The organism is Maricaulis alexandrii (assembly GCF_005871165.1).
In the GTDB taxonomy this organism is placed as follows: domain Bacteria; phylum Pseudomonadota; class Alphaproteobacteria; order Caulobacterales; family Maricaulaceae; genus Maricaulis; species Maricaulis alexandrii.
In genome coordinates this window covers 115,558-141,053 of record NZ_SWKP01000007.1, presented here as the reverse complement: position 1 = coordinate 141,053, position 25,496 = coordinate 115,558, and the positions used below count along the sequence as shown (strand labels likewise).

Below are 25,496 nucleotides of genomic sequence, written 5' to 3'. Positions count from 1 at the left end.
CAGTTTCCCACCTGCGAAATGGGCCGGTCCGGACGGACCGGCCGGACAGGGCGGCACAACACGCCGCCCCGCTAGTCGGTCAGCTGGCTAGAAAGCCTGCGACCAGCTGACATCGAACCGGAAGGACCGCCCCGGCTCACTGACACCGGCAAAGACGCGGTCATAATCATGGTCCAGCACATTCTCGACACCGGCATTGAAGGTCAGGCCATTGTCTTCGATCGGCTGCCAGCGGGCATAGAGATCGGCGACGACATAACCGGGGCGATGCGCGCTCGTATCGGTCGGGGCGTCATAGTCGTCGGCGGCCTGGATGCGGCTACCCAGGATGAAGCGCTGATCCTCGAAGTGCCAGCGCGCGTCCACGAAAAGACGCGTCGGAGCCAGTGAGCCCAGCGGGTCGCCGGTTTCCGTATCCTCTCCATCAATCCCGGTCAGTGAGGCATCGATGGCCAGCGGCCCCTGGGCGAAGCCGATCTGGGCTTCATACCCGGTCAGCTCGGCCGAGCCCACATTGCGGCTTTGCGTGGTGCCGGCCGAACAGGGCGAGAAGAAGGGCGGGGCGAAACAGGTCGGATCAAAGGCGAAGTCGACGAAGAGGTCGATCAGGTTATCCGCCTGCGTCTCATACACCGAGGCCCGCAGATCCAACCGGTCCACGCCGATCTGGTCGGCGAGGTCGAGACCGAAGCCGATCTCCAGGGTTTCCGTCTCTTCCGGCAGGAGATCCGGATTGGCGATGAACTCATTGGTGATGAAAACCGGGGCGCCCAGAATGATGTGGGGCAGGGAGAAGTGAGTGCCGTCGATATAGAGTTCGTTGATCGACGGGGCCCGGAAGGCTTCACCCCAGCTGACGAAGACATTGAAGCGCTCGGTCGGCGCATAGGTCAGGCCGAGCCGGGATGAGGTGGCATCGCTGGTGACAGCGGCGCTGGTCGGGGTCGAGGTCTCGAAACTGTCATAGCGCACGCCCGGCAGTACGATCAGTCGGCCTGGCAGGCCCAGTGGCGCGGGGCCGTCGATCTCCAGCTGTGTCCAGCCGGCGGCGAACTGGCTGTCGGCATCCGGGGCGCCGCCGCGTGTGCCGTTCGGGTCGTCGCTGTCAAAGCCGTCCTGGCTGTCTTCATAGTATTCACCTCCTACGACCAGCGCGGCATCATAGGCCCCGAGCGCGAATTCAAAGCGCTGGTCGCCGCGAATACCGACGGTTTCCAGATCGCGGCGCAATTGCCGGCCCGTTTCCAGTTCCAGCTCATCCACGCCGGACGTGTTGGAATAGACAGTGAGGTCCAGGTTCAGCCAGTCCAGGCTGGGCGGCGCGATCCGGGCATTGAGCGTCAGATTGTCCGATTCGATATCTTTCTGGGCGAGGGCGTTGAGGGAGCCGACCGAAGCGACGCCCTGGGCATTGTTCGGTTCCACCGCTTCACCGTCAAACAGTTGCCAGCTCAATTCGGCCCGCATGCCGTCTCCAAAATCATTGCCGAGCTTGAGCAGGGTGGAGAGGCTTTCATCACTGGCCGGCAGATGGTCGCCGGATCCCAGCGTGATGTCGCCGGACGAACGGCGCGAGACCGAGGCGAGGGCGTCGAACGTGCCGTGGCGACCATAGACGCTGGCCGATCCACGCAATTCCTCGTCGACCGTGCGGTATCCGGCCCCGAGGCTGAAGCCCCAATCCTCGTCTGCTGCGAGCAGGTCATCGGCGCCGGCCGTCCGGAAGGCGACCACGCCGCCTGAAGCGCCAGAGCCGTAAAGCGCGGACGCTGGCCCCCGCACGGCCTCCACGCTGACCAGCAGGGCCGGGTCGATGAAGAAGACCCCGTCATGGGCCGATCCGTAATTCTGGCGCGCGCCGTCGAGCAGGAGAGTGGTGTTCTCGCGGCCCTGGCCGCGCAGGGCCAGGGTCTGACCGGTGCGGCGCGGACCGCCGCTGACTTCCAGTCCGGGCAATTGGCGCAGGAGATCATCCAGATCGGAGGGGCGATAGAGGTCGAGGGCTTCGGCATCGATCGTGGCGGTCATGCCCGGATAGACGAAGGCGTCCAGCCGGGTCTTCGTGGTCTCCACGACGATCACGTCGATGGTTTCGTCCTCGTCCTGCGTCTGCGCCAAGGCGGGTGTGGCCAGTGCCAGCGCTGCAGCGCCACTCAACAACACGGATTTCATTACGCGTCCCTCTTTTGAGAATGATTTGCATTGCCTGCAGTTCTGGCTCTTGCATTTTGATAATGCAAGTGAGAATCTTTCGCGACTTACACCGGAAACTTTCCGGGGTTTCTTTGACGGGGATGAGGCTTCCTATGAAATTCGCTTACTTCACCGCCGCGGCCGCGCTTCTAGTGACCGGCTGCGCCACGACGGAACCGGCGCCGACTGGTACGGCGCCCCAGGCCGAGCCGAGTGCCACGCACAGCCAGGCAGCCTATGAGCAGGACCGGGCGGCGATCCTGGCCATGCAGGGCGAGTATGCCGTGACCTTCGATTTCCGCGAGACCGTGCCGGTGGCCGAGGGCTATGAGCTTGCCGAGCCGAAATTCACGCCGGCCCGCGAAGTCGTGGTTGTGGTGGAAGACACGGGTGACTTCATCATGCTGCAGCATCTGCTGATCGTCGGTGAGGAGGACAATCCCTTCATCGTGAAGCACTGGCGTCAGGACTGGGAATACCAGCCGGACAGCGTTCTGGCCTTCCAGGGTCATGATGACTGGACAGTGGAACCGGTGTCCGCCGGGGAAGCGGCCGGGGCCTGGTCGCAGACCGTCTATCAGGTCGATGACAGCCCGCGTTATGCGGCGGTCGCGCCCTGGACCCATGACGAAGACGGCGTGTCGACCTGGGAACCGCCGGTCTCCTGGCGTCCCCTGCCACGACGGGATGACACGACCCGGGACGACTATGATGTCATCGCGGCCGTGAACCGCCACACTGTCACGTCCTGGGGCTGGACCCATGAGCAGGACAATTCCAAGCTGGTGGTGGAAGCCGATGGCACCACGCACGAACTGGTGCGCGAGATCGGTGTGAACACTTATCGGAATACGGACCTGTCCAACGACCAGGCCGCGCTGGATTACTGGGCGGCGACCGAAGACTACTGGGCCCTGGTCCGTGCGCGCTTTGACTGGCTGGAGGACAATACGCAACGTTTCCATATCGAGGATGATGCCGAAGGCACGCTGCTTTACGGTCCGGTCCTGGAAGCGGGCCAGCGGGTCCTGTTCGGACTGGCGACCGTGGATGAGGCCTTCGCCGAGGCCGAGACCTATCTGGACAGCCAGATCACCGTGATCGACTAGCGGCTGTAACCCGGGCAGACATGGAAAAGGCGGGCCTTGCGGTCCGCCTTTTTTGTCAGTGCCGGCTGTAACGCCGCTTGGTCCAGTAAATCGCGCCAATCGCCAGCATGTAGAAGGTGAGGCGCAGCAGGACTACGATGCCGCCGCGGTCATCCAACCGGGACACGGCAAAATCCAGCGCGAAATCCGGAGGAATGCCGACGGCCCAGCGGTAGAAGAAGGGGGCCGCCGCATCGACAAAGAAGGCGATGGCTGCCGCAGCCGGCCATTGTGGCCATTTCCTCATGATCAGCGCCGCGACCAGCGAAAGAACGATGATCAGCCACCAGTCAAAAGGCGTGAAGCCATTGGCCAGCCGGTCTCCCCAGGATTCGTACATTTTGCCCCCCGAACGCCGTCCCCATGGCGTCAGTCCACTCTACGCCGCTTCTTTACCACGTGCGAGCGATCCGGCAATTCCGCGAATATCCTTGGCCGCGTCACAGGCGGGTGCGCGCTTGGCGACGCAGGTCTGCTGACGGATGGCAGCCGGAACATTGGCATCGCGCCGGATGATGCCGGCCAGGGTCGGCGTGAAGGAGAGGAAGGCCTCGCAGGTCTTGCGGAAGGCTGCGAAGGCTTCGCGGGCCGTCTTGCCGTCCGGAGCATTATTGACCACGACGAGCGGCGAAGCCCCGTCATCATGCAGACGCAGGGTCTTCACGAAGGCATAGGCATCGGTCAGCGAGGTCGGTTCGTCATTGATCACGACCACGACATCATCGGCTGTCAGGGCAAGGCGGATCGTGGCACGATCCGCACCGGCGGCCAGATCCAGGACGGCCCGGTCATAGGACAGGGAAAGGGCGGCCACGCCACTGGCCAGCTTGGTCAGGCCCGGGCCGGACAGATTGGCCAGGGTGCCGGATCCGGACCGACCGGAAATGACATCGAAGCCACCATTTTCGTCGGCACCACCAAGGGCCGGCGTGACGGCATCCTTCAGCTCGACACGGCCATTCAGGACGCTGGAGATGTCGGAGACCGGCTGCAGGCCCAGCTGCACGTCAATATTGGCCATGCCCAGATCGCCATCGACCAGAAGGACGCGTTCGCCCAGGCTGGAGAAGGCATGGGCCATGCCGATCGAGCAGGTCGTCTTGCCGACCCCGCCCTTGCCGGAGGCCACGGCCAGGATACGGCCGGCGGAACGATCTTGGGGGGCAGATGCGAGCTTCATCAGTCCGCCTCTTCAAAAGGGGTGAGCCGGTCTTCGATCAGGGCGCGCGCCAGGCGCAGGGGCGTGGCCGGAGCCAGGCCGCCACCGATGAAGGGCGTTGAGGAGATCTGGGCAAAGGCCAGACCGGTTTCGCCGACGCCGAGAATGGCGCCGAGGCGGCGGGCGCAGTCCAGCTTCACCGGAATGCAGCGGCTGGCACCGATCGAGGCGAACAGGGAGGCGCCATCCTCGGCGTCCTCCGGTGTCAGCCCAGCATCGAAGACATAGACAATCTCGGCCTGGGCGCTGTCCGCAAAGGCGAGCGTCATGTCCAGATCGTCCAGTTCGAACGGGTTGATGGCCGGGCTGTCCACCAGGACAGGTCCCTCCACCCCGTCCACCGCATCGATCATCTCGCGCGGATCATCGACCGACTTGAATTCGGCCCCCATGCGTTCGGCCAGGGCGCTCAGCCGGCCCGCAGCGCCGGCCCGTTCCCCGTCACAGGAAATCAGCGTCGGACGCGCGCCGGCCGTGATGGCGCGAGCGGCGATCTTGGCGAGAATGGACGTCTTGCCGACCCCCGGCGTGCCGGCAAACAGGACCGGATGCTCGGGAACCGCGGGCAGGGGCTGGAAGGTGTAGCGGGCCTCGATGGCGTGGGCGAGGCGTGACACAGCCTGGCCGTCCGTCAGGTCATGGGCTGACCGGATCAGCGCCTGGGCCGACACACCCGGTGCGCGATGGAAGCCCAGCGCCCGGATGACGCGATCCAGATCATTGTCCTCACGCAGGCCGCGCTCGATATCGGCTTCGGCCTTCAGACGCTCGGCGCGCTCCCGCACGGGTTCGGCCGGTTCGCGTAGCTGGGTCGCCTCGGCAGCCGCCCGCACCTGGACACCCCCGTCCGGGCCGTCCGAGGTCGCGATGATGACCGCTTCCGGTCCCATTTCGCGGCGCACGTCGGCCATGGCCTGGGAGAGTGACTGGGCAGAGAAGGTTCTAAGTCGCATGGTTCAGTTCAGTTGCGGGCGAGCATGGGGCCGGTTCAGCCGACATGACCCAGGGTTTTCAGCCGGGCGCTGGGGTGAATCTCGTTCTGTGACATCACCACAGTCTGCGGGCGGAAACGTTCCACCAGCGAGCGGACATACGGACGAATCATCGGGCTTGTCAGCAGCACCGGTACATGACCCTGAGTTGATGCGGTTTCAAAAGAGTTTCTGATCGCCGCAACGAAGTCGTGCAGTTTGGACGGGGCCAGGGCGAGCTGACGGCGGTCGCCTTCTCCTACCAGGGATTCCATGAAGGCCTGCTCCCACTGCGGCCCCATGGCCAGCACCGGCAGGACGCCGTCATGCGCCTTGTTGGCGTGGCACAGCTGGCGGGCCAGGCGGGCGCGGACATGCTCGACGATGGCGTCGATATTCTGGGTCGTGGAGCTGGCCTCGGCGACGCCTTCCAGGATGGTCGGGAGGTCGCGGATCGAGACGCGCTCGCGGATCAGCATCTGCAGGACGCGCTGGATGCCGGCGCGGCTGATCTGGGACGGGGTGATGTCGTCGACCAGCTTCTTGTGTTCCTTGGACAGTTTGTCGATCAGCTTCTCGACCTCGGCATAGGACAGCAGGTCGGCCATGTTCTCGCGCAGCAATTCGGTCATATGGGTGACCAGAACCGCGGCCGGCTCGACGATCGTATAGCCCCGGAAGCTGGCTTCCTCGCGCAGGCCTTCCTCGATCCAGGTGGCCGGCAGGCCGAAGGTCGGTTCCTTCACGTGATCACCGGGCATGTCGATCTGCATGCCGGACGGATCCATGACCAGGAGTTTGTGGAGCTGCAGCTGGCCACGACCGGCCTCCAGTTCCTTGATGCGGATCGTGTACTCGTTATTGCCCAGCGTCATGTTGTCGATGATGCGGACGGCCGGGGTGATGAAGCCCATTTCCTCGGCCAGCGAGCGGCGGAGCGCCTTGATCTGGTCGGTCAGCTTGCGGCCGTCGACATCATTGATCAGCGGCAGCAGGCCATAGCCCAGCTCGATTTTCAGCTCGTCGATGGCCAGGCTGTCCTCGATCGGCGCTTCTTCATTGGCCTGGCCGGAGGCTTCCTCGGCCACTTTCTCGGCCTCTGCCTCCAGGGCTTCCTGGGCTTTTCGCTCGACGATATCCCGGTTCATCCAGGCCAGGGCTCCGGCACAGGCGGACATCAGGGCGAAGGGCAGGAAGGGCATGCCGGGCAGGACGCCGACCATGAAGGCCACGGCGGACACCAGGCCCAGGCCTTGCGGATTGGCCGTCAGCTGGCCGAACACGGCCTTGTCGGCTTCGCCGTCGACACCGGCCTTGGAGACCAGCAGGCCGGCTGCGACCGAAATGATCAGGGCCGGGATCTGGGAGACCAGGCCGTCACCGATTGTCAGGGTGGAATAGGCGGCTGCGGCGCTGGAGAAGTCCATGCCGGACTGGGCCACACCGATGACCATGCCGCCGATCAGATTGATCGCCGTGATCATCAGGCCGGCCATGGCATCGCCGCGGACGAATTTGGAGGCACCATCCATGGCACCGAAGAAATTGCTTTCGCCTTCCAGTTCGGCGCGGCGCTTGCGGGCCTCGTCTTCGGTGATCAGTCCGGCGGACAGATCGGCATCAATGGCCATCTGCTTGCCGGGCATGGCGTCCAGGGTGAAGCGGGCCGCGACTTCCGCGATCCGGCCGGAACCCTTGGTGATGACGACAAAGTTCACGATCACCAGGATCGAGAACACGATCACCCCGATCACCACATTGCCCTGCATGACGAAGGCGCCGAAGGCCTCGATCACTTCACCGGCGGCATTCGTGCCTTCATGCCCGCGCGACAGGATCAGGCGGGTGGAGGCGATGTTCAGGCCCAGCCGGAGCAGGGTGGTGATCAGCAGGACGGCCGGGAAGGCCGAGAATTCCAGCGGCTTCTTGATGAAGAGCGCCGTCATCAGGACCAGGACGGAGACCGACACGGAGATGGCCAGCGAGAAGTCCAGCAGCATGCTGGGCATCGGCAGGAGCAGCATCACCAGAATGGCGAGAATGCCCACGGCCAAGGCCACATCACCGCGCATCACGCGGTTCAGCAGGGCGCGGAAATCAAGGCCTCCCGCCGCGGGGGCGGAGGTTTCAGAAGCAGCGGTGTCGGCCACGTTCGGGTCCTATCAGGCTACGTTGACGCCAGCGGTCTGGTTCGGGGCGGGGATGTCCACGCCCTGATCCGAGTACAGTTTCAGCTTGTTGCGCAGGGTGCGGATCGAGATGCCGAGAATGTTCGCGGCATGGGTCCGGTTGCCCAGGCAATGGTCCAGCGTGTTCAGGATCAGGTCCTGTTCCACTTCCGCCACGGTGCGGCCGATCATGTCGGCCTGGACCGTCTGGGCGGCGTCGGCCGCCTGGCGGGCGATGGAATTGCCCGAGCCCGTGAAGGCCGAACCGTCCGGCATGCGGATCGCATCCGGCGTGATCTCGCGGCCGGAAGCCAGCAGCACGGCGCGGTGCATGGCGTTTTCCAGTTCCCGCACATTGCCGGTCCATTCGCGGGCCAGCAGCTGGGTGCGGGCAGCATCGGAAATCGGGCGATCTTCGATGCCGTTGGCCGCGGCGTATTTCTTGGCGAAGTGCTCGGACAGGGCAAGGATGTCGGCCGGACGTTCGCGAAGGGGCGGCAGGGCCAGGTTCACGACATTCAGGCGGAACAGCAGGTCTTCGCGGAAAATGCCTTCGGCGACCGCCTTGCGCAGGTCACGGTTCGACGTCGCCAGGATGCGGATATTGACCTTGACCGGCTTGGTGCCACCGACGCGGTCGATCTCGCGTTCCTGGATGGCGCGCAGCAGCTTGGCCTGCAGGCGGATATCCATCTCGGAGATTTCGTCGAGCAGCAGCGTGCCGCCATCGGCCTCTTCGAACTTACCGACCCGGCGGGCCACAGCGCCGGTGAAGGCGCCCTTCTCGTGACCGAAGAGTTCGGATTCCAGCAGGTTTTCCGGGATGGCCGCACAGTTGACGGAGACGAAGGGAGCCGCCGCGCGCTTGGACTTGGAGTGGACGTAGCGCGCCATCACTTCCTTACCGGAGCCGCTTTCACCGGTGATCAGGACGGAAGCATCGGAAGCGGAGATGCGGTCAGCCAGCTCGATGACTGCCTGCATGGACGGGTCGCGGGCAATCATCGGGCGTTCGTCGTCGGCGATCGCTTCCAGGACGGCGGCGATCAGGTCGGCATCCGGCGGCATCGGGATGAATTCCTTGGCGCCGGCGCGGATGGCCGCAGCCGCCGCTTCCGGGCGCACATTGACGCCGCAGGCCACAACCGGAACCGAGATCCGCTCGGCCTCATTGGCCGCGATCAGGGACTGGACGTCCAGATGCAGGTCCACCATGAGCAGGTCGGCGCCCCGGCCGGCCCGCAAATGCGCTGTGGCTTGTTCGATCGTGTCGACCTGGGAGACTTTCGCTCCGCGGTCCAGGGCGATCTTGGTGGCGGTATGAAGCTGTCCGCCCAAGGTGCCTACAATCAGAATTCTCATGGTTTTGCTCCGTCCTTACCCGGCACTCAGGCCGAGTCCCCGTCCTTGATGATTTCCGTCATGGTCACGCCCAGCCGGTCTTCCACGACGACGACTTCGCCGCGGGCCACCAGGCGGTTATTGACGTAGATGTCGATGGCTTCGCCGATTTTCCGGTCCAGCTCGACGACCGAGCCGGAGGTCAGTTTCAGCAGCGAATTCACGTCGATATGGGCCTTGCCCAGAACGGCCGAGATATTGACCGGAACATCGAAAACCGGTGCCAGATCGGCGGCGGCCTTCTCTTCTTCCTCGAGCATGGAATCGCCACGCGCCGGCGCCTGGGTCACAGGAACCTGCTCGCCGCCTTCATTGCCGAGATCCGGCAGGTCGAAATTGTTTTCGTCAGCCATGAAAGGCCTCCCTTAAGCAGCAGATGCGCCGGACTCATGTCCCGGGGCGCTGTCCTGGCTGTCGTCGTCCGGTGTGGAGTCCAGCCAGCGGGCCACCACATCATTCAGGCGTTGATCGATTTCCTCAGTGCTGCGCTGGATCGCGCCGGCGCCCCATTCCAGGCGGACATCGGCGCTGCGCATGCCGTCTTCGCCGCGCACCATGATGGCGCCGTCGAAACCGGCCTGGCGGGCGGTCTGTTCCAGACGCTCCGACAGGGATTCCACCAGGTCCGGCGCGCAGCGCACGGACAGGCGGGGTTCATTGCGCAGGTCCTGCACGGCTTCGCGCGCCAATTCCTCGATCGTGTCGAGCGGATACTGGTTGAGTGCGTGACCGGCGATCTTGCGGGCGGCTGCGATGGCCAGACTCGCGGATTCCTGTCGCAGGGCATCGGACTCGTGCGCCAGCCGGGCCAGTATGAGCTGCATCTGGGAGGCGATGGCCTGGAGGTTTTCCGCGCAGCGGCCTTCCTCCATTTCGCGGCCTTCCTCGACGCCCCACATGCGGGCGGCGTCGACATCGTCCTGGGTGAAGAAGCGCTTGTAGCTCTCGCCTTCCCGCAGGATTTCGCCGTTATGGTCGAACTCGGTATCGAAATCGAATTTCGTCGGTGTCATCGGTTCGTCCAATCCCTAGTAAATCAGTTCGTCGTCGGCGCCGCCGTCGGCGAGCATGATCTCGCCCTTGGCAGCCAGGTCCTTGGCCACGGAAACAATGGCCTGCTGGGACTGGTCGACGTCCTTGAGGCGCACCGGCCCCATCGCATTCATGTCCTCGCGCATGATCTTGGCGGCGCGTTCGGACATGTTGGAGAAGAACAGGTCGCGCAGGCTGTCGGAGGCCCCCTTCAGCGCCAGGGCCATCTGGTCCTTGTCGATGGCGCGCATCAGCGTCTGGATGCCGCCCGGATCCAGCTTGGACAGGTCTTCGAAGACGAACATGAGCGAGCGGATCTTCTCCGCGCTCTCGCGATTGCGCTCTTCCAGGGCTGCCAGGAAACGGTTTTCCGTCTGGCGGTCGAAATTGTTGAAGATCGAGGCCATCATCTCGTGGCTGTCATGCTTGGAGGTGCGGGCCAGGTTCGACATGAATTCGGTGCGCAGCGTTTCTTCGATCCGGTCGAGAATCTCGCGCTGGACCGGCTCCATGCGCAGCATGCGGGTCACCACTTCCAGGGCGAAGTCTTCCGGCAGGGCGGCGAGAACGCGCGAGGCGTGCTCGGACTTCACCTTGGACAGGACCACGGCCACGGTCTGCGGGTATTCATTCTTCAGATAGTTGGCGAGGACGACCTCGTTCACATTGCCCAGCTTGTCCCACATGGTCCGGCCGGCCGGACCACGCAGTTCTTCCATGATCGATTCGACCTTGTCGCCCGGCAGGAAGGAGGTCAGCAGGCGCTGGGTGGCCTCGAACGAGCCCATCAGCGAGCCCGTGGAGGACATCTGCCCGACAAAGTCGACGATCAGACGCTCCACGGCAGAGGACGATACCGTGCCGAGATTGGACATCGCCTGGGAAACCTCGCGGATTTCCTCCTCGTCCAGCTGCTGCCAGAGCGATTCACCCTCATCACCGAGGGCGAGCAGCATCACGGCGGCCTTTTCGGGGCCGGACAGGCGGGCAGGATCGTCGATGGCGCGTTTCTCAGCCATGTCTCACATCACCCTTCATGCAGCCAGGAGCGGAGGATAGAGATCGATTCCTCCGGGTGGGATTCCACAATGTTGGCGACCTTCTTCAGCGACGAAGCTTTCACCTGACCGTCGATCTTCTCGATATCGATGGAGTCGTTCTGGTCGACGGCGGGCAGCGCACCTGCGGCGCCGCCACCGGCGGGCAGGGCGGCCGGAGGTGGGGCCGCGGCGACGGCCGGCTGGGCACCGGCGCCGGCGCCCGCCAGGGCCAGGCCCTGCGGCATCGGCGCGCCACTGGCACCTTTCACCAGCGGACGGGCCACCAGGAAGATGATCAGCAGGGCCGTGACGAACAGGACGATGATCTCGGCCACGCGCATCAGGTCATTCTTGGAAAAGGAGAAGCCGCTTGTGGCCGGCGTGCCCAGCAGCGGATCGGCGCGGGCGAACTCGATCTGGCGGACGGTCAGGCTGTCGCCGCGGCTCTCGGCATAGCCCATGGCGGACCGGACCAGGGCCTCGATCTGATCGATCTGGGCCTGCGGACGTTCACGCCAGACTGTGGAACCGTCTTCCTGCAGGTCGACAATCCCGTCGACGGCGACGGCCACGGACAGGCGCTCGACGGCACCGGCTTCGATCACTTCGGTCCGCGTGGTGGAGGACAGGCGATAATTGACGGTTTCCGAGGAGGTCTCGCGGGTCGACACGCTGGACGGGCCCTCATTGCCGGCTTCGCCGGCGGCGTCGGGCAGGTTCTCGGACGCGGAAACACGGTTGCGATTGCCGTCCTGGTCGTTGGAGATGTCTTCCGAGCGTTCGCGCGACAGCAGGACGGAGCCTTCCGGATCGAAAGTCTCGGAGCTTTGGGTGACGCTCTGGCGGTTCAGGTCTGCGGTCACCTGGACGCGGGCCGCGCCCGGTCCGACAACGCCTTCCACGATGTCCAGGATGTTCTGGCGCATGGCGGTTTCGATCTCGGCACGGCGCTCATCCATATAGGCGGTACCGGCGGCACCGTCTTCCATGGCATTGGCCAGGACGCGGCCGCGGTCATCGGACAGGGAGATATTGCCCGGCTCGAGGCCGGCGCCGGAGGCGACGATATTGCGGATCACACGAACCTGTTCGCTGTTCAGGCGCTGGCCGGAGGAGATCGTGACGGCTGCGGTCGGATCCTGTTGGTCGCGCGTGAACAGGCGGCGTTCCGGCAGGTTCAGGTGGACCCGGGCCGAATTGACGAAGGCCAGGGACTGGATGGTGCGGGCCAGCTCGCCTTCCAGGGCGCGCTTGGCATTGATGTTCTGGACGAAGGAGGTCTGTCCGAAACTGTCCTGGCGGTCGAAGATTTCATAGCCGACGGAGGCACCGTTCAGCGGGCCGGAAGAGGCGAGGCGCACACGGGCTTCGTCGACCTGCTCACGGTCGACATAGATGGCGGTGCCGCCTTCGCGGATTTCATAGGAAATATTGGCCTGGTCCAGCACTTCCGACGTGGAGGCCGCTTCAGCCGGGTCGAGGCCGGAATACAGCAGCGCCTGGCTGCCACCGCTGACGGCACCGGAAAAATACACGAGCGCGGCGGCGACGCCGACAGCCAGACCGAAGATCGCTGTCAGACGGCCGGCACCGAAAGCTCTGAATTGTTCGAGTATCGCGTTCACGAGGAATCCTGCCTGCTTGTTCGTGCTCCATCAGCGAAGCACTGGGCAGAATTTTCCTACCTGTGTCGTAAACGAGACTTTAATGCCGCCGAATACGAAATGCATCCCGCCGGAAAAACCCGGCGGGACGCCTGTATGCATAGGGGTGGTGGTTCCCAAGCGGATTCAGCCCGGGGGCAGGGCCAGCTCCGCTTTTCAGCGAATCAGTGCGGTTTTAGCCGCGATATTGCTGAAGGCGCGTGGTGCGCAGACCGGCCAGACCATGGCGGTCGATCGAGCGTTGCCAACCGAGGAATTCCTCGACGGTCAGCGAGTATCGAGCACAGGCATCTTCAAGAGAAAGCAATCCGCCCCGAACCGCTGCGACGACTTCCGCCTTGCGCCGAACCACCCAGCGTTGGGTGTCTTGGCGCGGAAGATCCGCAAGGGTCAGAGGGCTACCATCCGGTCCAATGACATAATTTTCTTTTTTAAGGCGCGGCTGCATGTCCGTGTCCCCGTGTTTTTTGTTTGTAGGGTGACCCTACACACCGGGCTTTAACATCCACCTAAACCGCTGGGTAAATTTAAGTTTAAACACAGCCTTAAAATTTGCCGCGAATTCGACACGTGGGGGTCAGACCGCAGTCATAAAAAATGGGCCCCGCCAGAGGCAGGGCCCAGATTACGGATCAGCGTGGGTGATGTTAGCGCTTCATCCGGATGGCTTCGTCGAGCATTTCATCAGCCGTGGTGATGATCTTGGACGAGGCGGAGTAGGCCCGCTGCGTCGTGATCAGGCTGGTGAACTCGGTCGCCAGGTCGACATTGGAGCTTTCCAGCGTCGAAGCGGCGATATTGCCGGCCGTGCCCAGGCCCGGAGGCGAGAGCGTGTAGGCGCCCGATTCCGGCGTCACCGTGAAGGTACCGCCCGATTGGGCTTCCAGGCCATCAGGATTGACGAAGGTCGCCACCGGCACCTGGTAGATCTTGCGGACAATGCCGTTGGTGAACTTGGCGAAGACGAAGCCGTCCTCGTCCACGTCAACGCTGGCGAAGTTGCCAAAGGCCGAGCCGTTCACATTCGTGGAGAGCAGGGCAGACGGGCTGTCATACTGGGTGAAACCGCCCGGTGCGTTCGGCGAGCCGAAGTCCAGCTCGACGGACTGGGCATCGACACCCGTCGCGGCAGCCCACTGGAACTGGTTGGCACCCAGCGCGGCCGTATTCGTCGAGGACAGGAAGTCCAGCGAGGTCGGCAGGGTTGTGTTGGTCGTGTCCAGGCGGCCCTGGGCGTCGAATGCGACGGTACCGGTCGCCATCTGGCCATCGACCAGGCCGGCGCCCGTGGCGATATCGCCTGGCGGCACCATGTGGATTTCCGCATGCCATTGGTTTGGCGTGGAGCTCTTGAGCAGCGAGATGGTGAGCGAACGAACGCCACCGACACTGTCATAGAAGGGCACGGAGCGCTGGAAGTCCGGCGTTACATTGCCCGAAGCCATATTGTTGGCCGAGGTGCCGGCCGCATAGGTGGCTTCGGCCGCAGACACGGTCTGGCTGGACTGCAGGTTGGCATTGATCGTCATCGTGGTGGTGGCTTCCGCCGCCCCGCCGATGGAGGACAGGTTGATCGTTTCCAGCGTGTTCAGGTCCGACGGGTTCTGCGGGACCGTGCCGTCGGCGGCCACCGGCCAGCCCGACAGGTACATGCCGGCATCATTGCGCAGGAAGCCTTCATCATCGGCCGTGAAGCGGCCGGCGCGGGTGAAGGCCACCGGGTCATTGGTGCCAGCGGTCGGCGTGTCGCGGACCACGAAGAAACCACGGCCGGAAATGGCCAGGTCGGTGGTGGACGTGCCGGCCGTCAGCAGGCCGCTTTCGCCGATGGCGAGGCGGGCGACGGAACGGACACCGGCCGCGGAATAGCGCGTCGAGGTGCTGCCGCCGGCATCATAAAGCGGCGTGAAGACGGAATTGGCCCGCTTGTAGCCGACCGTGTTCACGTTCGCGATATTGTCCGAGATCGCAGCCAGGGCGCTCGAGTTCGAAATCAGGCCGGAGGCGCCGGCCAAAAGCGCGGAATTGATGCTCATTATGCATGCTCCTTGCGATTTTGGTTCTTGTCGGAGCTTTCTGCTGGTTGTGGTTCACGATCCGTCTTCTGGCAGATCGGTCAGGCCGGCGGGCCTGGGTGTCAGCTGGTGGCGTCTTCCGTCGGGGGTTGAGCCGTGCTGGGGGCTTCGCGCACAGACAGGATGGAGGACAGCGGAACGCTGATCGAACCCATCTGGACGCTGACTTCATTGCCGGACATGTCCACTCCGGTGACGCGCGCCGCGGCCCGGATCGAGGTTTGCAGGGCTTCGCCCTCGGCATCCTCGGCAATAATTTCAAGGGTATAGATACCGTCATCCAGCTGCGAGCCGGAGTCGCTGAGTCCATCCCAGTTGAAGGTGTGATTGCCCGTCGTGGTCTCGCCTTCGGCGCGGGCGACAATCTGTTCGCCATCCTTGATCAGGAGCGTCACTTCGGCGGCATCGGACGGCAGGGTGTATTCCCACTCGGCCTGGCTGTCCTGCAGCACGGCATCCGGCGTCAGCGCGGTCGCGACGCGGCCGATATAGCTCACTGAGTCGGCTTGGGCGGCGGCCGATTGCAGCAGCAAAAGGCTTTCCAGATTCTGGTTCTGGGCGATCTGCTGTTCCACGCTGGAGAAATCCACCAGCTGGTTCACGAACTGGGTGGAGTCGAGCGGGTTGAGCGGATCCTGGTTTTTCATCTGCTCGGTGAGCAGGGTCAGGAACATCTCGAAATTGTCGGCCAGTCCGGTCTGCGAATTCGCGAGGGCCGGGCTGGTAGCTCCAATGGAGGAAATCTCGGTCATCTGGTGTGCTCCTAGACCCGCACATCCACGCCTTCACGGCGCGACAGCAGGAAGCCATAGGTGGAACGGGGGGCGTCAGCCTCGATGGCGACACTGGAAAGCTCGTCGGTCTCGCTCTCGGTGAAGACCGGGATGGAGGCGCCGGACTCGTCGGCAGAATTCTCGGCAGCGGACTGGCCGTCTTCCTGCATCTGGAAGTCGAGCCCGTCTTCGCCCAGCTCGAGGCCCGCCTCATTGAGGGCGCGCTCGAGTTCACGGGCATTGCGCTGCAATTCCATGAGCGTGTCGGGGCGTTCAGCCGTGAGTACTGCGTGGACACGATTGTCGGCCCGCATCTCGAGACGCACATCGACCTTGCCGAGTTCGGCCGGGTCCAGACGGATGTCAAAGACGCGATTGCCCTGGTTGAACTGGCGGGTGATCTGCCCGGCCAGGGTCTGGGTCGTGTGGGCGGCAAAGCGCGGCAGATGGGCGCCGTTGCGGTCACCAGCGACACGGGCATCCAGCATGCGGCCGGCCTGCAGATCGATATCCGCCGTGGCAGAGCCATCATTGGTTTCGCCGCCCGAGAGGAGCGGTGCCGTCTCCAGACCGGCGGTCGGTGCGACGCCGGGCTGTGCGGTCGCAGGCTGGAAGCCGGCGGGCAATTCGCGCTGGATCGGCAGGGCCGGTTCAGCACCGGGCGACGTGGTGGTGGGCACGGCGGCCGTGGTGTCCGGTTTGGCGGTTGCGGTCGCTGTGACCGCAGACGCATTGGTTTGTGACGCGCTGCTCGACTGGCCGGCGGCGAGGGCGGAGGCCCCGCGCGGCTGCAGGATGGCTCGCGTCTCGGAGCTCTCTTTCAGACCGGCGGACGCTTTCAGGCCCTGGGCCTCAGCCGGCAATTGGCTGGCGGCGGTGACAGAGGTTTGAGCGCCATTGAGGGCCTGGGCCTGGGCCACGGATTGCGGCTGGGCCGGTGATCCGGTGACAACCGGGTTTCCCTGCCCGTTCGGCACGGCCGGCGTCGGGGCCAGGCTGGTCGGCTGGGGCAGGTTGGATTGGGCCGGGCGGGCCTGGGTGGGAAGCTTGGCCAGAACGCTCGACTTGATCCCGGCCTTGGCATTGTCCTGGGTGGCCGATTGGGCAGCGGGGGCGGCGTGTCCGGGCAATTGGGCCGTCTTGGCAGCCGGATTGTCTGTCGTCGTCGCGGCGTCGGACGTGGCGCCAGCCTGACCGGTCTGGGCGGACAGCTGGGCAGCGTCAGTTGTGGCTTGGCCCGTGACCGGGGCTGTACCCGTGCTGTTTCCTGTGATGGCCGGGCCGGACGGGGTCGTGGCGGCTGAGTCGCCACTGGCCTGGACCGGGGCCGTCATCGGGCCGGTTGCCGCCGGGGCAGTGGTTCCGGGCTGTACCGGAGCAGTGCCGGCTTGGGCTGTGGCCGAGCCGGTGAGTGTCTCGGTTCCCGTGGTCGTCGCCACGGCAAGGCCTGACTGGGTCGCGCCGGTCGTGACCGCTTGGGCTTCCGGCGTCTGCTGGTTTGCCAGCAGCGCCGCTTCCAGACCGGTCTCCGTCACGGTGCCGTCCGTCGCAGTCGGGACCGGCGCGTCCGAACCGGGCGTGGCAGACGCGGTGAAGTCCGTTCCGGCAGCCAGCGGGTTCCCGCCGAGCACTGAGCGGATATTGGCGTGCAGAAGGCCCTGGTCGGAGGCGTTGCTCAAGGCGGCAGGCGCCGGTGTGGCGGCGGCCGGCAGGGTCGCATGGGACCCCCGGGTCAGGCCCGCCAGAAGGTTATTGAAGGCGAGACCGGATGCGGGCGTGCCCTGGCCGTTGGCCTGCGCGGTCGTCTGACCGGCGGCGGACGCAGCCTGGGCGTTGGCTGGAAAGGTCAGAGTTGGGATCTGGCCGGGTTGCATCGTCGTCTTCACTCACATTCGGGGCGCACCATGCGCCTTGGTTCGCCAAGCCAGTCGCAAGGGGCGTGCCAGATGCAATTCGATCTAAGTAATTGAATTATCGGATTAATTTCCCGGAAATGTTTACGGTGATCCGGGTTTGCCCGGCGAAACTTTCCCGGTGGTGGGCGGAAGCTGCCGGGTAGGGTGCCGGACCCCGTTCTGGGGCCGTTCCGGTCCGGCCTGACCTTGAAAACCGCGCGTGAGGGCGCGCGCGCGTCACGCGTCCGCGCGGCATGAATGTGAGAGCGGCCGGTCGGGATCGGACGCCTCGGCACCGCCCCAACGGGCCGGGGACGCTGCTTGACGCGAACTGGCCCCGCACTTGCGACGTTACAGGCAGACCTGCTGGTCCGCTGGCGGGATAGAGAATTGGAATTCGAGCGAAAATATAAATGACGACAGATAGTTACATGCCAAAGAGTGAAGCCGCCCAAGGCGCGGAAGGTCGGGTCCTGCCCGGCAATTTCTGCCGTTTTGCCGGAATCTTTGGCCGGTCTGTTGGTAAATTTGCTCGCTGCTCCGGGAGCCTGTCATGTCGTTGAGTGGAATTCTGGGCAATGCCCTTTCGGGATTGGCAGCCAGCCAGGCCGGCCTGCGTGCCGCCTCGAACAATGTCGCCAACGTCAACACGCCCGGTTATGCCCGGACCGAGGCCAATCTCCAGTCCCGCAATGTCGGCGGCGTGGCGATGGGGGTCGAAGTGGTCGGCATCACGCGGATCGTCGACCGCCACCTCCAGTCTGCATCCCTGCGGTCGATCAGTGAGGCAGGGTCTGCGGAAGTCCGGGCCGGTGCCCTGGATCGCCTGCAGGCGCAGTTTGGCAATCTGGATGATAGCGGTTCGATCTTCTCCCGCCTGAACAAGGCTTTCACCAGCCTGTCCCAAGCCAGTGTCGACCCGTCCCTGTCCGTGTCGCGCCTGTCAGCCGCGGCGGACCTGCAATCCTTCTTTGATGAATCCGCCCGTCTGTCGACCGAGGTCCGCAATCAGCGCCTGGAAGCCGACGCCAAGATCAATGGCACCGTCACCCGGGCCAATGAGATCATCAATGAGCTCTATGAGCTCAACGCGAATGTCCAGAGCCTGTCCTCGTCGGGCGGTGATGTGTCAGGGGCGGAAAACCGCCAGTCCGAACTGCTCGACGAATTGTCGACCTATATGGATATCCGGGCCGATTACCAGGGCGATGGCCGGGTCGTGGTTCGCACGACCGATGGTGTTCTCCTGCTCGACAATTACCCGGCTGAACTGACCTATAAGCCCTCCGGCACCGGTGCCTATGGCGTGAAGTACGGCCAGATCTATGTGCAGCCGCCGAACGGGGGCTCGCCGCAGCAGCTGGACAGTCATATCCAGTCGGGTGAATTGCGCGGTCTTCTGGACCTGCGCGATGGTGACCTGGCGGAAGTGGCCGAGGAACTCGCCGAGCTGACGGCTGGTGCGGCCGATGCGCTCAACGAAGCGCACAACAATTCCACTTCCTATCCGGCACCGCAGACCCTGGAAGGCCGCAATACGGGCCTGGAAGGCACCGACCTGCACAATTTCACGGGCGCCACGACCTTGGCCGTGACTGACAATACCGGTGCGCTGGTGCGCCGGGTCGACATTGATTTCGATGCCGGCACCCTGTCGGTCGACGGGGGCGCACCCGCGGCGATCGGGACCACGGTGAACAGTCTCACCACGGCCATCAATACCGCCCTGGGCGGTGTTGGCACGGCGAGTTTTGCCAATGGCCAGATGACGATTTCCGCCAATGCGGCGACCAATGGCATCGCGACCCTTCAGGACGAGACCAATCCGTCGGATCGGGGCGGGCGCGGTTTTGCCCACTTCTTCGGTCTCAATGACCTGGTGCGCTCCACGCGGCCGGGCTTTTTCGAGACCGGCCTGACCGGCGCGGAACAGCATGGTTTCACGGCCGGCACCGGACTGGAATTCACGATCAAGACGCTGGATGGCAATTCGGTCGGCACGGTCAATGTGAACATGGTCGCCGGCGAAAGCTTCAATGACGTCATCACAGCGCTCAATGACACCACGACCGGGCTGGGGCGCTATGCGACCTTCTCGCTCGATGGCAATGGCAAGCTGAGCTACACGGCCAATCCGGGCTATGAGAGTTTTGACCTCAATCTGACGGGCGATTCCACATCGCGGGCCGGGTCGGGCGTTGCCTTCTCCCACCTGTTCGGTGTGGGGCTGGAAGCCCGGGCCTCGCGTTCGGAAAGCTTCGATGTCGATCCGGACATCCGCTCCGACTCCTCCCGCCTGGCGCTGGCCCAGCTGGATATCTCGGCCACCACGGCGGTCGGTGATGTCGTGGTGACGGCCGGTGACAATCGCGGCGGTTCGGCGCTCCAGAGTGCGCTCGACAATTCCCGCACCTTTGATGCTGCCGGATCGATTTCGGTGACCAGTGCCAGCCTCGGCGATTACATGGCGCGCCTGGCCGGGACGGTCGGTTCGCGCGCAGCCCGTGCCGAAAGCGAAGCCGGCTCGGCCGTTGTCCTGCGGGAAACGGCAGCCCAGAAACGACTGGATGTTGAAGGCGTCAATCTGGATGAGGAACTGGCCTCGATGACCATGTTCCAGACCTCCTACAATGCCTCGGCGCGCATGATGCAGGCGGCCAAGGAAATGACCGAAACCCTGCTCAATATTGTCTAGAAGGAATAGGCGATGACGCGGATCTCTACCTATGCAGCCAATCAGTCCGCCCTGATGGATCTGATGAAGGCGCAGAAGAACATGTTCGATGCGCAGAAGCAGCTGACGACCGGCAAACTGGCCACTGACCTGAAGGGCGTCGGATACCAGGCCGAATCCCTGTCAGCCTCCAAGGCCGCACTCGAGCGGGCCAAATCCTACGAGGAAGCGTCGAAACGGACCGAAGCGCGCCTGGAATCCCAGGACATCGCGCTGGAGCGCATGTCCGATGCCGTCTCCTCACTGCGCACGGCTGTGACCTCGAAAGAGGGCGACTATGTCATGCACCAGGTGCGCGAGGCCTTCTACGACATCACCGCTTCCCTCAATGCGCGTCATGCCGGTGTCTATTTGTTCGGGGGAACCCGGTCGGATGTTGCTCCGGTGAATATCGACAATCTGTCGGACCTGGTCGCGGCGGCGAGTTCCGCCGACGTATTCGAGAATAATGACCGGTCGCCGGTGGTTCAGCTGGACCAGGGCTACACGCTGGAAGTCGGCATGCTGGCCAGTGATGTCGGGGGTGAGGTCATGGCCGCTTTCAAGCGGATCGCGGACTTCGATGCCGGCCCCAACGGCCCCTTCGCTTCGCCGATGACGGCAGCCCAGGACGCCTTCCTGACCGGCGAGATCCAGAACGTCATTTCCGCCCTGGACAATCTGCTGGTCAAGGTCGGCGAGAATGGTGCCAAGCAGACCCAGGTCGAAAACCTGAAGAACTCGCACATGGACCGGCAGGACTTCCTGACCATCATGATTTCCGACATGGAAGATGCCGACATGGCCGAGGCCGCGAACCGCTTCCAGCAAGCCCAGACGGCCGTGGATGTCTCCGCGATGACGTTCTCCACGCTGAATGACGTGTCCTTGCTGCCGTATCTTCGGTAGGTGGACTGACCTCTTTTGGGTTTGACGGAACGTAATTCTGGTCGACAACGCGACATTCCCGCGCTCCCGTGTTGAGCTGATAGGCAGGTAACAGCGCGCAGGCCTGGTCGGCGATGTTGCAGTTGCCGTCGCGATCCAGGGGCTGCCGAACGGAACGAAGAGATGGCAGAACGTCCAGAGGAAGGAATACAGCCCGGCGATTATGATCGGCTGGGTGGTTGGGCGACACTCATTGCCGTGCTGATTACAGGCATCGGCACGTTTCTGATGTTTCGGGCGAATGCCCCGCTTTTGGCCATAGTATTGGTTTCGTTGCTAATTTTTGGCATTTCGCTGGGTGCAGCGTTTTACTTTTTGAAATACCCCAAAAGCTTTATCGGAGATGTTCTGCAAGCCTTGTTCAGGCAGGGCTGGTAGCTTCTGAGGGCTGTATTTCCCGACTGCCTTCGGCTATTAACCCGCCTCCCATAGACGTTTGCTGCGGGCCTTGACCCCGCTGGAGGCGAGAGAATGACGACGCTTTTGACCGGCGACGCGGCGACGCGCGCTGATGAACTCCTTTGTGAATTGAACCTGTCCGGCGATCCGCTGGGGCTGGGCGGCCATCCCGGTGACCATCGGGTCGTGGTGGCCATGTCCGGCGGTGTGGACAGTTCCGTGACCGCGGCGGTTCTGCACCGGCTGGGCTATGATGTGGTCGGTGTGACGCTGCAGCTCTACGATCATGGCGCGGCGATCGCCAAGAAGGGCGCCTGCTGTGCCGGCCAGGACATTTATGACGCCAAGCGCGTCGCCGAGGCCTGCGGCTTTCCCCATTACGTGCTGGATTATGAAAGCCGCTTCCGCGAGGCGGTGATCGAGGAGTTCGCCGACACCTATCTGGCCGGCTATACGCCCATTCCCTGCGTGCGCTGCAACCAGACCGTCAAGTTTGCCGACCTGCTGGAAACGGCCAAGCAGCTGGGCGCCCGCTGCATGGCGACCGGTCACTACATCCAGCGTGTCGAGGGCGAGAACGGACCGGAACTGCGCCGCGCTGCCGATGCCGGCAAGGACCAGTCCTATTTCCTGTTCGCGACCACGCATGAACAGCTGAACTTCCTGCGCTTTCCGCTCGGCCATCTCAACAAGGACCAGACGCGCCGTCTCGCCGAAGCCTTCGGCTTGATCGTCGCCGACAAGCCGGACAGCCAGGACATCTGTTTCGTGCCCAATGGCCGCTATGTCGACATTGTCGAGAAGGTCCGTCCGGGCGCGTCACGACCGGGCCAGATCGTTCATGTCGACGGCCGCGTGCTGGGCGAGCATGAAGGCGTGATCCGCTACACGGTCGGCCAGCGCCGCGGGTTGAACATTGCCCTGGGCGAGCCGCTTTATGTCGTGCGCCTGGATGCCGAGACGGCGGAAGTCGTGGTGGGGCCGCGCGAAGCGCTGGAAGTCGACACAATCGTCCTTAAGGACATCAACTGGCTGGGTGATGATGCCCTGTCAGACGGCGCGCCCGTGCGCGTGAAGGTCCGCTCAACCCGTCCGCCGGTGCCCGCTGCGCTGTCTGTGGATGGCGACACGATCGGTGTCGTCCTCGCCAAGGGCGAAGAAGGCGTCGCACCGGGCCAGGCCTGCGTCTTCTATTCCCCGGACGACGAGGACAGGGTGCTGGGCGGAGGCTGGATTGCGGGCACGAGTGGTCGCGGGACTGGCGGAACGGGTCATCGGTTGATCGGTTAACCGCCCAGCAGCGCCTTCCACCCCACCACCGTAAGCCAGTGGATCACCACGGCCGGCCAGACCGAGCCCGTCATCCGCCAGGCGAGCGTGCAGGTGAGCCCCAGAGCGGCGGCAATGATCAGGAAGCCCGGTGCCAGGAAGGCCGGCTGCGCCATGGGCAGGCCGAGCCAGACCTGGGCCGGGTGCCAGAGCATGAAAAGGGCGAGTGCCAGCGTGGCGCGCCAGAGTCCGCTCCGCCCGGCCAATCCGACTCGAAACACCATCTCTTCGCCTAGGGCCGGGACGAAAAATCCCAGTGCTGCTATCGCTAACAGCTCGCCCCACTGCGCGGTCACTGAAAAGTTGAACGCAGTATCAAGTTTGGCTACAAGAAGGGTGAAGCTTGCGAAAAGCGCAAGCAGAAGAAAGGTTTGCCACCATTGGCGCAAATTGGGCCATGCCCGTGCGGCGGATGCCGCATCTGCGAAAAAACTTGACGCTGGACCGCTTGTTTTGATCATGCGCGCCAGACTATCGAGACTTTCAACCCCTGAGGAGACACGACATGAGTGCTAGCGACGATCCCATCGTCATCGTCGGCATGGCCCGCACCCCGATGGGCGGCCTGCTGGGTGAGCTCTCTCCCCTGTCCGCCAACGAGCTGGGCGCCATCGCTGTGAAGGCTGCCATGGAAGAGGCCGGCCTGGCCGGAGATGATGTCGACCAGGTCCTGATGGGCAATGTGCTCATGGCTGGCCAGGGCCAGGCCCCGGGCCGTCAGGCCGCGATCAAGGCGGGCCTGCCCAAATCCGTCGAAGCCACCACGCTCAACAAGATGTGCGGCTCCGGCATGCAGGCGGCCATCATGGGCCGTGCGGCGATCGCCTCGGGTGATGCGGAAATCATCATCGCGGGCGGCATGGAATCCATGACCAACGCCCCGCACATGCTGCCCAGCCACCGCGCCGGCTTCAAATACGGCCATGACGTGATCAAGGATCACATGGCCCAGGACGGCCTGGAAGACGCCTATGAGAAGAAGGCGATGGGCGTGTTTGCCGACATGATCGCGGAAGAACACCAGTTCACCCGCGAACAGCAGGACGCCTATGCGCTGGAAACCCTGGCTCGCGCCCAGCGCGCCACCAAGGACGGCGCTTTCAAGCGTGAGATCACGCCGGTCACCATCCAGACCCGCAAGGGCGATGTGGTGGTCGACACGGACGAGTTGCCGCGCAAGGCCATGCCGGAAAAGATCCCGAGCCTGCGCCCGGCCTTCGGCAAGGACGGCACGGTGACGGCCGCCAACGCCTCGGCCATCTCCGATGGCGCCGCGGCCCTGATCATGATGCGCCTGTCGGAAGCGGAACGCCGCGGTCTCAAGCCGATCGCCAAGATCGTCGCAACCGCCGCCCACGCCCATGAGCCGGCTTATTTCACGACGGCTCCGGTCCCGGCCATGCGCAAGGTTGTCGAGCGCGCCGGCTGGCAGATCGAGGATGTCGATCTGTGGGAAATCAACGAGGCCTTCGCTGTGGTGCCGATGATCGCGATGAAGGAACTGGGCATTTCCCACGACATCATCAACGTCAATGGCGGCGCCTGCGCCCTGGGGCACCCGATCGGCGCCTCCGGGGCCCGCATCATGGTGACGCTGCTGGCCGCGCTGGAAAAGCACGGCAAGTCCAAGGGTGTCGCTTCGCTCTGCATCGGTGGTGGCGAAGCCACGGCCGTCGCCGTGGAGCGTCTGGCGTAAGCCATTCGCCCATGCTGGAACAAGAAAGGGTGCGGCCAATGGCTGCGCCCTTTTTCTTGTCTCTACCGTCCCGCTGGCTCGTCGGCGAAGCGGCAGGTTTCGCTGTCGGCATGCCAGCTGCCATTGCTGTCCAGGCAGGCTTCCCGTTCGACCGCGATGAACGAAAACAGGCGGATGCCGATGACGCCGGCGATCACAATGACTGTGATCCCCAGCCAGGTTCGCGGGCCGAGGCGGGCGGGTTTCATGCGCCGCCCCGGCGACGAGCTTCATGCTGCACTGGCGAAAAACCGATCAGCTGTCGATGTGATTCAGCGGAAGGCCGCGGCCTTCCTTGACGTTGCGAACCTGGACCGAGGTCTGGAATTCGCCGACCACGTCGAGCGGAATCATCTTCTCGTACATGAAGGTGTTGTAGGCATCGATGTCCGGCGCGACGATCTTCAGGAGATAGTCGTAGGGGCCCGTCATCGTGCAAGCTTCCACGACTTCCTCGAAGTCCTGGATGGCCTTTTCGAACTTCTCGTAATTGGCCTTGCGTGCCGGCTGGATTTTCACTTCCAGATAGGCCGTGAACATCAGTCCGACGGCGCGACGATCCAGCTGGACCGAGCGCCGTTTGATGATACCTTCGGTCTCCAGGCGACGGATCCGGCGCCAGCAGGGGGAGGGCGTCAGACCGACGATTTCCGCAATGTCCGCGACGGAGCGGCCCGCATCTTCCTGCAGGGCTTCAAGAATGCGAACGTCGATCGTATCTAGGGTAGCCGTCATTATTTCCTCAAATCTCAATTTTCTGAGAAAATAATCTAAGCTTTCGCACTTGCGAACC

Annotated in this window: 23 protein-coding genes; 6 read left to right on the top strand and 17 right to left on the bottom strand. The window is 63.9% G+C overall.

Features of this window, described 5'->3' with window-relative positions:
- Positions 1–87: 87 nt before the first annotated feature.
- On the bottom strand, positions 88–2,172 hold the full coding sequence (locus FCS99_RS09755) for a TonB-dependent receptor domain-containing protein (protein ID WP_138511989.1): 2,085 nt from the start codon (positions 2,170–2,172) through the stop codon (positions 88–90).
- 134 nt (positions 2,173–2,306) lie between these two features.
- Here FCS99_RS09755 and FCS99_RS09750 point away from each other — a divergent pair, with 134 nt between their 5' ends.
- The gene (locus FCS99_RS09750; protein WP_138511986.1) at positions 2,307–3,302 is read left to right on the top strand and encodes a DUF6607 family protein; all 996 of its coding nucleotides are present in this window, start codon (positions 2,307–2,309) and stop codon (positions 3,300–3,302) included.
- Between the two features lie 55 nt (positions 3,303–3,357).
- On the opposite strand, the gene FCS99_RS09745 is transcribed toward FCS99_RS09750, so the two are convergent.
- The 13 genes from FCS99_RS09745 to FCS99_RS09685 all read right to left on the bottom strand — a co-directional run bounded on the left by FCS99_RS09745 (position 3,358) and on the right by FCS99_RS09685 (position 17,558).
- Positions 3,358–3,681, bottom strand: coding sequence for a hypothetical protein (locus FCS99_RS09745; RefSeq protein WP_138511984.1), 324 nt, complete (start codon positions 3,679–3,681; stop codon positions 3,358–3,360).
- Positions 3,682–3,720: 39 nt separating this feature from the next.
- On the bottom strand, positions 3,721–4,521 hold the full coding sequence (locus tag FCS99_RS09740) for an AAA family ATPase (protein ID WP_138511982.1): 801 nt from the start codon (positions 4,519–4,521) through the stop codon (positions 3,721–3,723).
- Positions 4,521–5,513 carry a flagellar biosynthesis protein FlhF gene (locus FCS99_RS09735; protein ID WP_138511980.1) on the bottom strand — a complete coding sequence of 331 codons (993 nt, stop codon included), beginning with the start codon at positions 5,511–5,513 and terminating at the stop codon, positions 4,521–4,523. Before FCS99_RS09735 ends, FCS99_RS09740 begins: the two co-directional genes overlap by 1 nt.
- A gap of 35 nt (positions 5,514–5,548) precedes the next feature.
- Complete coding sequence (gene flhA, locus FCS99_RS09730) at positions 5,549–7,681, bottom strand: flagellar biosynthesis protein FlhA (RefSeq protein WP_138511978.1); 2,133 nt, start codon at positions 7,679–7,681, stop codon at positions 5,549–5,551.
- Between the two features lie 12 nt (positions 7,682–7,693).
- On the bottom strand, positions 7,694–9,061 hold the full coding sequence (gene flbD, locus FCS99_RS09725; RefSeq protein ID WP_138511976.1) for a sigma-54-dependent transcriptional regulator FlbD: 1,368 nt from the start codon (positions 9,059–9,061) through the stop codon (positions 7,694–7,696).
- Positions 9,062–9,087: 26 nt separating this feature from the next.
- Positions 9,088–9,360, bottom strand: coding sequence for a flagellar motor switch protein FliN (gene fliN, locus FCS99_RS09720; protein ID WP_407658281.1), 273 nt, complete (start codon positions 9,358–9,360; stop codon positions 9,088–9,090).
- Positions 9,361–9,465: 105 nt separating this feature from the next.
- On the bottom strand, positions 9,466–10,113 hold the full coding sequence (locus FCS99_RS09715; protein WP_138511972.1) for a FliH/SctL family protein: 648 nt from the start codon (positions 10,111–10,113) through the stop codon (positions 9,466–9,468).
- 15 nt (positions 10,114–10,128) lie between these two features.
- The gene (gene fliG / locus FCS99_RS09710; RefSeq protein ID WP_138511970.1) at positions 10,129–11,151 is read right to left on the bottom strand and encodes a flagellar motor switch protein FliG; all 1,023 of its coding nucleotides are present in this window, start codon (positions 11,149–11,151) and stop codon (positions 10,129–10,131) included.
- An 8-nt stretch (positions 11,152–11,159) separates the two neighbouring features.
- Complete coding sequence (fliF, locus tag FCS99_RS09705) at positions 11,160–12,797, bottom strand: flagellar basal-body MS-ring/collar protein FliF (RefSeq protein WP_138511968.1); 1,638 nt, start codon at positions 12,795–12,797, stop codon at positions 11,160–11,162.
- Positions 12,798–13,011: 214 nt separating this feature from the next.
- The gene (sciP, locus tag FCS99_RS09700) at positions 13,012–13,284 is read right to left on the bottom strand and encodes a CtrA inhibitor SciP (protein ID WP_138511966.1); all 273 of its coding nucleotides are present in this window, start codon (positions 13,282–13,284) and stop codon (positions 13,012–13,014) included.
- A 199-nt stretch (positions 13,285–13,483) separates the two neighbouring features.
- Complete coding sequence (locus FCS99_RS09695) at positions 13,484–14,872, bottom strand: flagellar hook protein FlgE (protein WP_138511964.1); 1,389 nt, start codon at positions 14,870–14,872, stop codon at positions 13,484–13,486.
- Between the two features lie 101 nt (positions 14,873–14,973).
- Complete coding sequence (locus FCS99_RS09690) at positions 14,974–15,663, bottom strand: flagellar hook assembly protein FlgD (RefSeq protein ID WP_138511962.1); 690 nt, start codon at positions 15,661–15,663, stop codon at positions 14,974–14,976.
- Between the two features lie 11 nt (positions 15,664–15,674).
- A complete protein-coding gene (locus FCS99_RS09685) occupies positions 15,675–17,558 on the bottom strand; it encodes a flagellar hook-length control protein FliK (RefSeq protein ID WP_138511960.1) in 1,884 nt (627 codons plus the stop codon).
- A gap of 574 nt (positions 17,559–18,132) precedes the next feature.
- Between FCS99_RS09685 and flgK the strand changes: the two genes are divergently transcribed.
- The 4 genes from flgK (at position 18,133) to mnmA (ending at position 22,929) form a co-directional block, all read left to right on the top strand.
- Positions 18,133–20,274, top strand: a complete 2,142-nt coding sequence (gene flgK / locus FCS99_RS09680) for a flagellar hook-associated protein FlgK (protein ID WP_138511958.1) — start codon at positions 18,133–18,135, stop codon at positions 20,272–20,274.
- Between the two features lie 12 nt (positions 20,275–20,286).
- On the top strand, positions 20,287–21,201 hold the full coding sequence (locus FCS99_RS09675; RefSeq protein ID WP_138511956.1) for a flagellin: 915 nt from the start codon (positions 20,287–20,289) through the stop codon (positions 21,199–21,201).
- A gap of 162 nt (positions 21,202–21,363) precedes the next feature.
- Positions 21,364–21,618: a hypothetical protein gene (locus FCS99_RS09670; RefSeq protein ID WP_138511954.1), complete on the top strand. Its 255-nt coding sequence runs from the start codon at positions 21,364–21,366 to the stop codon at positions 21,616–21,618.
- 93 nt (positions 21,619–21,711) lie between these two features.
- Positions 21,712–22,929: a tRNA 2-thiouridine(34) synthase MnmA gene (mnmA, locus tag FCS99_RS09665; RefSeq protein WP_138511952.1), complete on the top strand. Its 1,218-nt coding sequence runs from the start codon at positions 21,712–21,714 to the stop codon at positions 22,927–22,929.
- Here mnmA and FCS99_RS16320 read toward each other — a convergent pair.
- Positions 22,926–23,429, bottom strand: coding sequence for a CPBP family glutamic-type intramembrane protease (locus FCS99_RS16320; protein ID WP_138511950.1), 504 nt, complete (start codon positions 23,427–23,429; stop codon positions 22,926–22,928). The two genes, mnmA and FCS99_RS16320, sit on opposite strands and share 4 nt — an antisense overlap.
- A 44-nt stretch (positions 23,430–23,473) precedes the next feature.
- On the opposite strand from FCS99_RS16320, the gene FCS99_RS09655 reads away from it, so the two are divergent.
- Positions 23,474–24,664: a thiolase family protein gene (locus FCS99_RS09655; protein WP_138511948.1), complete on the top strand. Its 1,191-nt coding sequence runs from the start codon at positions 23,474–23,476 to the stop codon at positions 24,662–24,664.
- A gap of 62 nt (positions 24,665–24,726) precedes the next feature.
- On the opposite strand, the gene FCS99_RS09650 is transcribed toward FCS99_RS09655, so the two are convergent.
- On the bottom strand, positions 24,727–24,912 hold the full coding sequence (locus FCS99_RS09650) for a hypothetical protein (RefSeq protein WP_138511946.1): 186 nt from the start codon (positions 24,910–24,912) through the stop codon (positions 24,727–24,729).
- 46 nt (positions 24,913–24,958) lie between these two features.
- Positions 24,959–25,438: an Lrp/AsnC family transcriptional regulator gene (locus FCS99_RS09645; RefSeq protein WP_171036321.1), complete on the bottom strand. Its 480-nt coding sequence runs from the start codon at positions 25,436–25,438 to the stop codon at positions 24,959–24,961.
- Positions 25,439–25,496: the final 58 nt, after the last annotated feature.

Bases quoted from the DNA above. Each gene is read 5' to 3' on its own strand.
- FCS99_RS09745 (WP_138511984.1), bottom strand. From the start codon at position 3,681: ATGTACGAATCCTGGGGAGACCGGCTGGCCAATGGCTTCACGCCTTTT.
- FCS99_RS16320 (WP_138511950.1), bottom strand. From the start codon at position 23,429: ATGATCAAAACAAGCGGTCCAGCGTCAAGTTTTTTCGCAGATGCGGCA.
- flgK (WP_138511958.1), top strand. From the start codon at position 18,133: ATGTCGTTGAGTGGAATTCTGGGCAATGCCCTTTCGGGATTGGCAGCC.
- FCS99_RS09740 (WP_138511982.1), bottom strand. From the start codon at position 4,521: ATGAAGCTCGCATCTGCCCCCCAAGATCGTTCCGCCGGCCGTATCCTG.
- FCS99_RS09645 (WP_171036321.1), bottom strand. From the start codon at position 25,438: ATGACGGCTACCCTAGATACGATCGACGTTCGCATTCTTGAAGCCCTG.
- FCS99_RS09750 (WP_138511986.1), top strand. From the start codon at position 2,307: ATGAAATTCGCTTACTTCACCGCCGCGGCCGCGCTTCTAGTGACCGGC.
- mnmA (WP_138511952.1), top strand. From the start codon at position 21,712: ATGACGACGCTTTTGACCGGCGACGCGGCGACGCGCGCTGATGAACTC.
- FCS99_RS09670 (WP_138511954.1), top strand. From the start codon at position 21,364: ATGGCAGAACGTCCAGAGGAAGGAATACAGCCCGGCGATTATGATCGG.
- FCS99_RS09755 (WP_138511989.1), bottom strand. From the start codon at position 2,172: ATGAAATCCGTGTTGTTGAGTGGCGCTGCAGCGCTGGCACTGGCCACA.
- fliG (WP_138511970.1), bottom strand. From the start codon at position 11,151: ATGGCTGAGAAACGCGCCATCGACGATCCTGCCCGCCTGTCCGGCCCC.
- FCS99_RS09685 (WP_138511960.1), bottom strand. From the start codon at position 17,558: ATGCAACCCGGCCAGATCCCAACTCTGACCTTTCCAGCCAACGCCCAG.
- fliN (WP_407658281.1), bottom strand. From the start codon at position 9,360: ATGCTCGAGGAAGAAGAGAAGGCCGCCGCCGATCTGGCACCGGTTTTC.
- FCS99_RS09690 (WP_138511962.1), bottom strand. From the start codon at position 15,663: ATGACCGAGATTTCCTCCATTGGAGCTACCAGCCCGGCCCTCGCGAAT.
- FCS99_RS09655 (WP_138511948.1), top strand. From the start codon at position 23,474: ATGAGTGCTAGCGACGATCCCATCGTCATCGTCGGCATGGCCCGCACC.
- sciP (WP_138511966.1), bottom strand. From the start codon at position 13,284: ATGCAGCCGCGCCTTAAAAAAGAAAATTATGTCATTGGACCGGATGGT.
- flbD (WP_138511976.1), bottom strand. From the start codon at position 9,061: ATGAGAATTCTGATTGTAGGCACCTTGGGCGGACAGCTTCATACCGCC.
- FCS99_RS09650 (WP_138511946.1), bottom strand. From the start codon at position 24,912: ATGAAACCCGCCCGCCTCGGCCCGCGAACCTGGCTGGGGATCACAGTC.
- FCS99_RS09695 (WP_138511964.1), bottom strand. From the start codon at position 14,872: ATGAGCATCAATTCCGCGCTTTTGGCCGGCGCCTCCGGCCTGATTTCG.
- FCS99_RS09735 (WP_138511980.1), bottom strand. From the start codon at position 5,513: ATGCGACTTAGAACCTTCTCTGCCCAGTCACTCTCCCAGGCCATGGCC.
- FCS99_RS09675 (WP_138511956.1), top strand. From the start codon at position 20,287: ATGACGCGGATCTCTACCTATGCAGCCAATCAGTCCGCCCTGATGGAT.
- FCS99_RS09715 (WP_138511972.1), bottom strand. From the start codon at position 10,113: ATGACACCGACGAAATTCGATTTCGATACCGAGTTCGACCATAACGGC.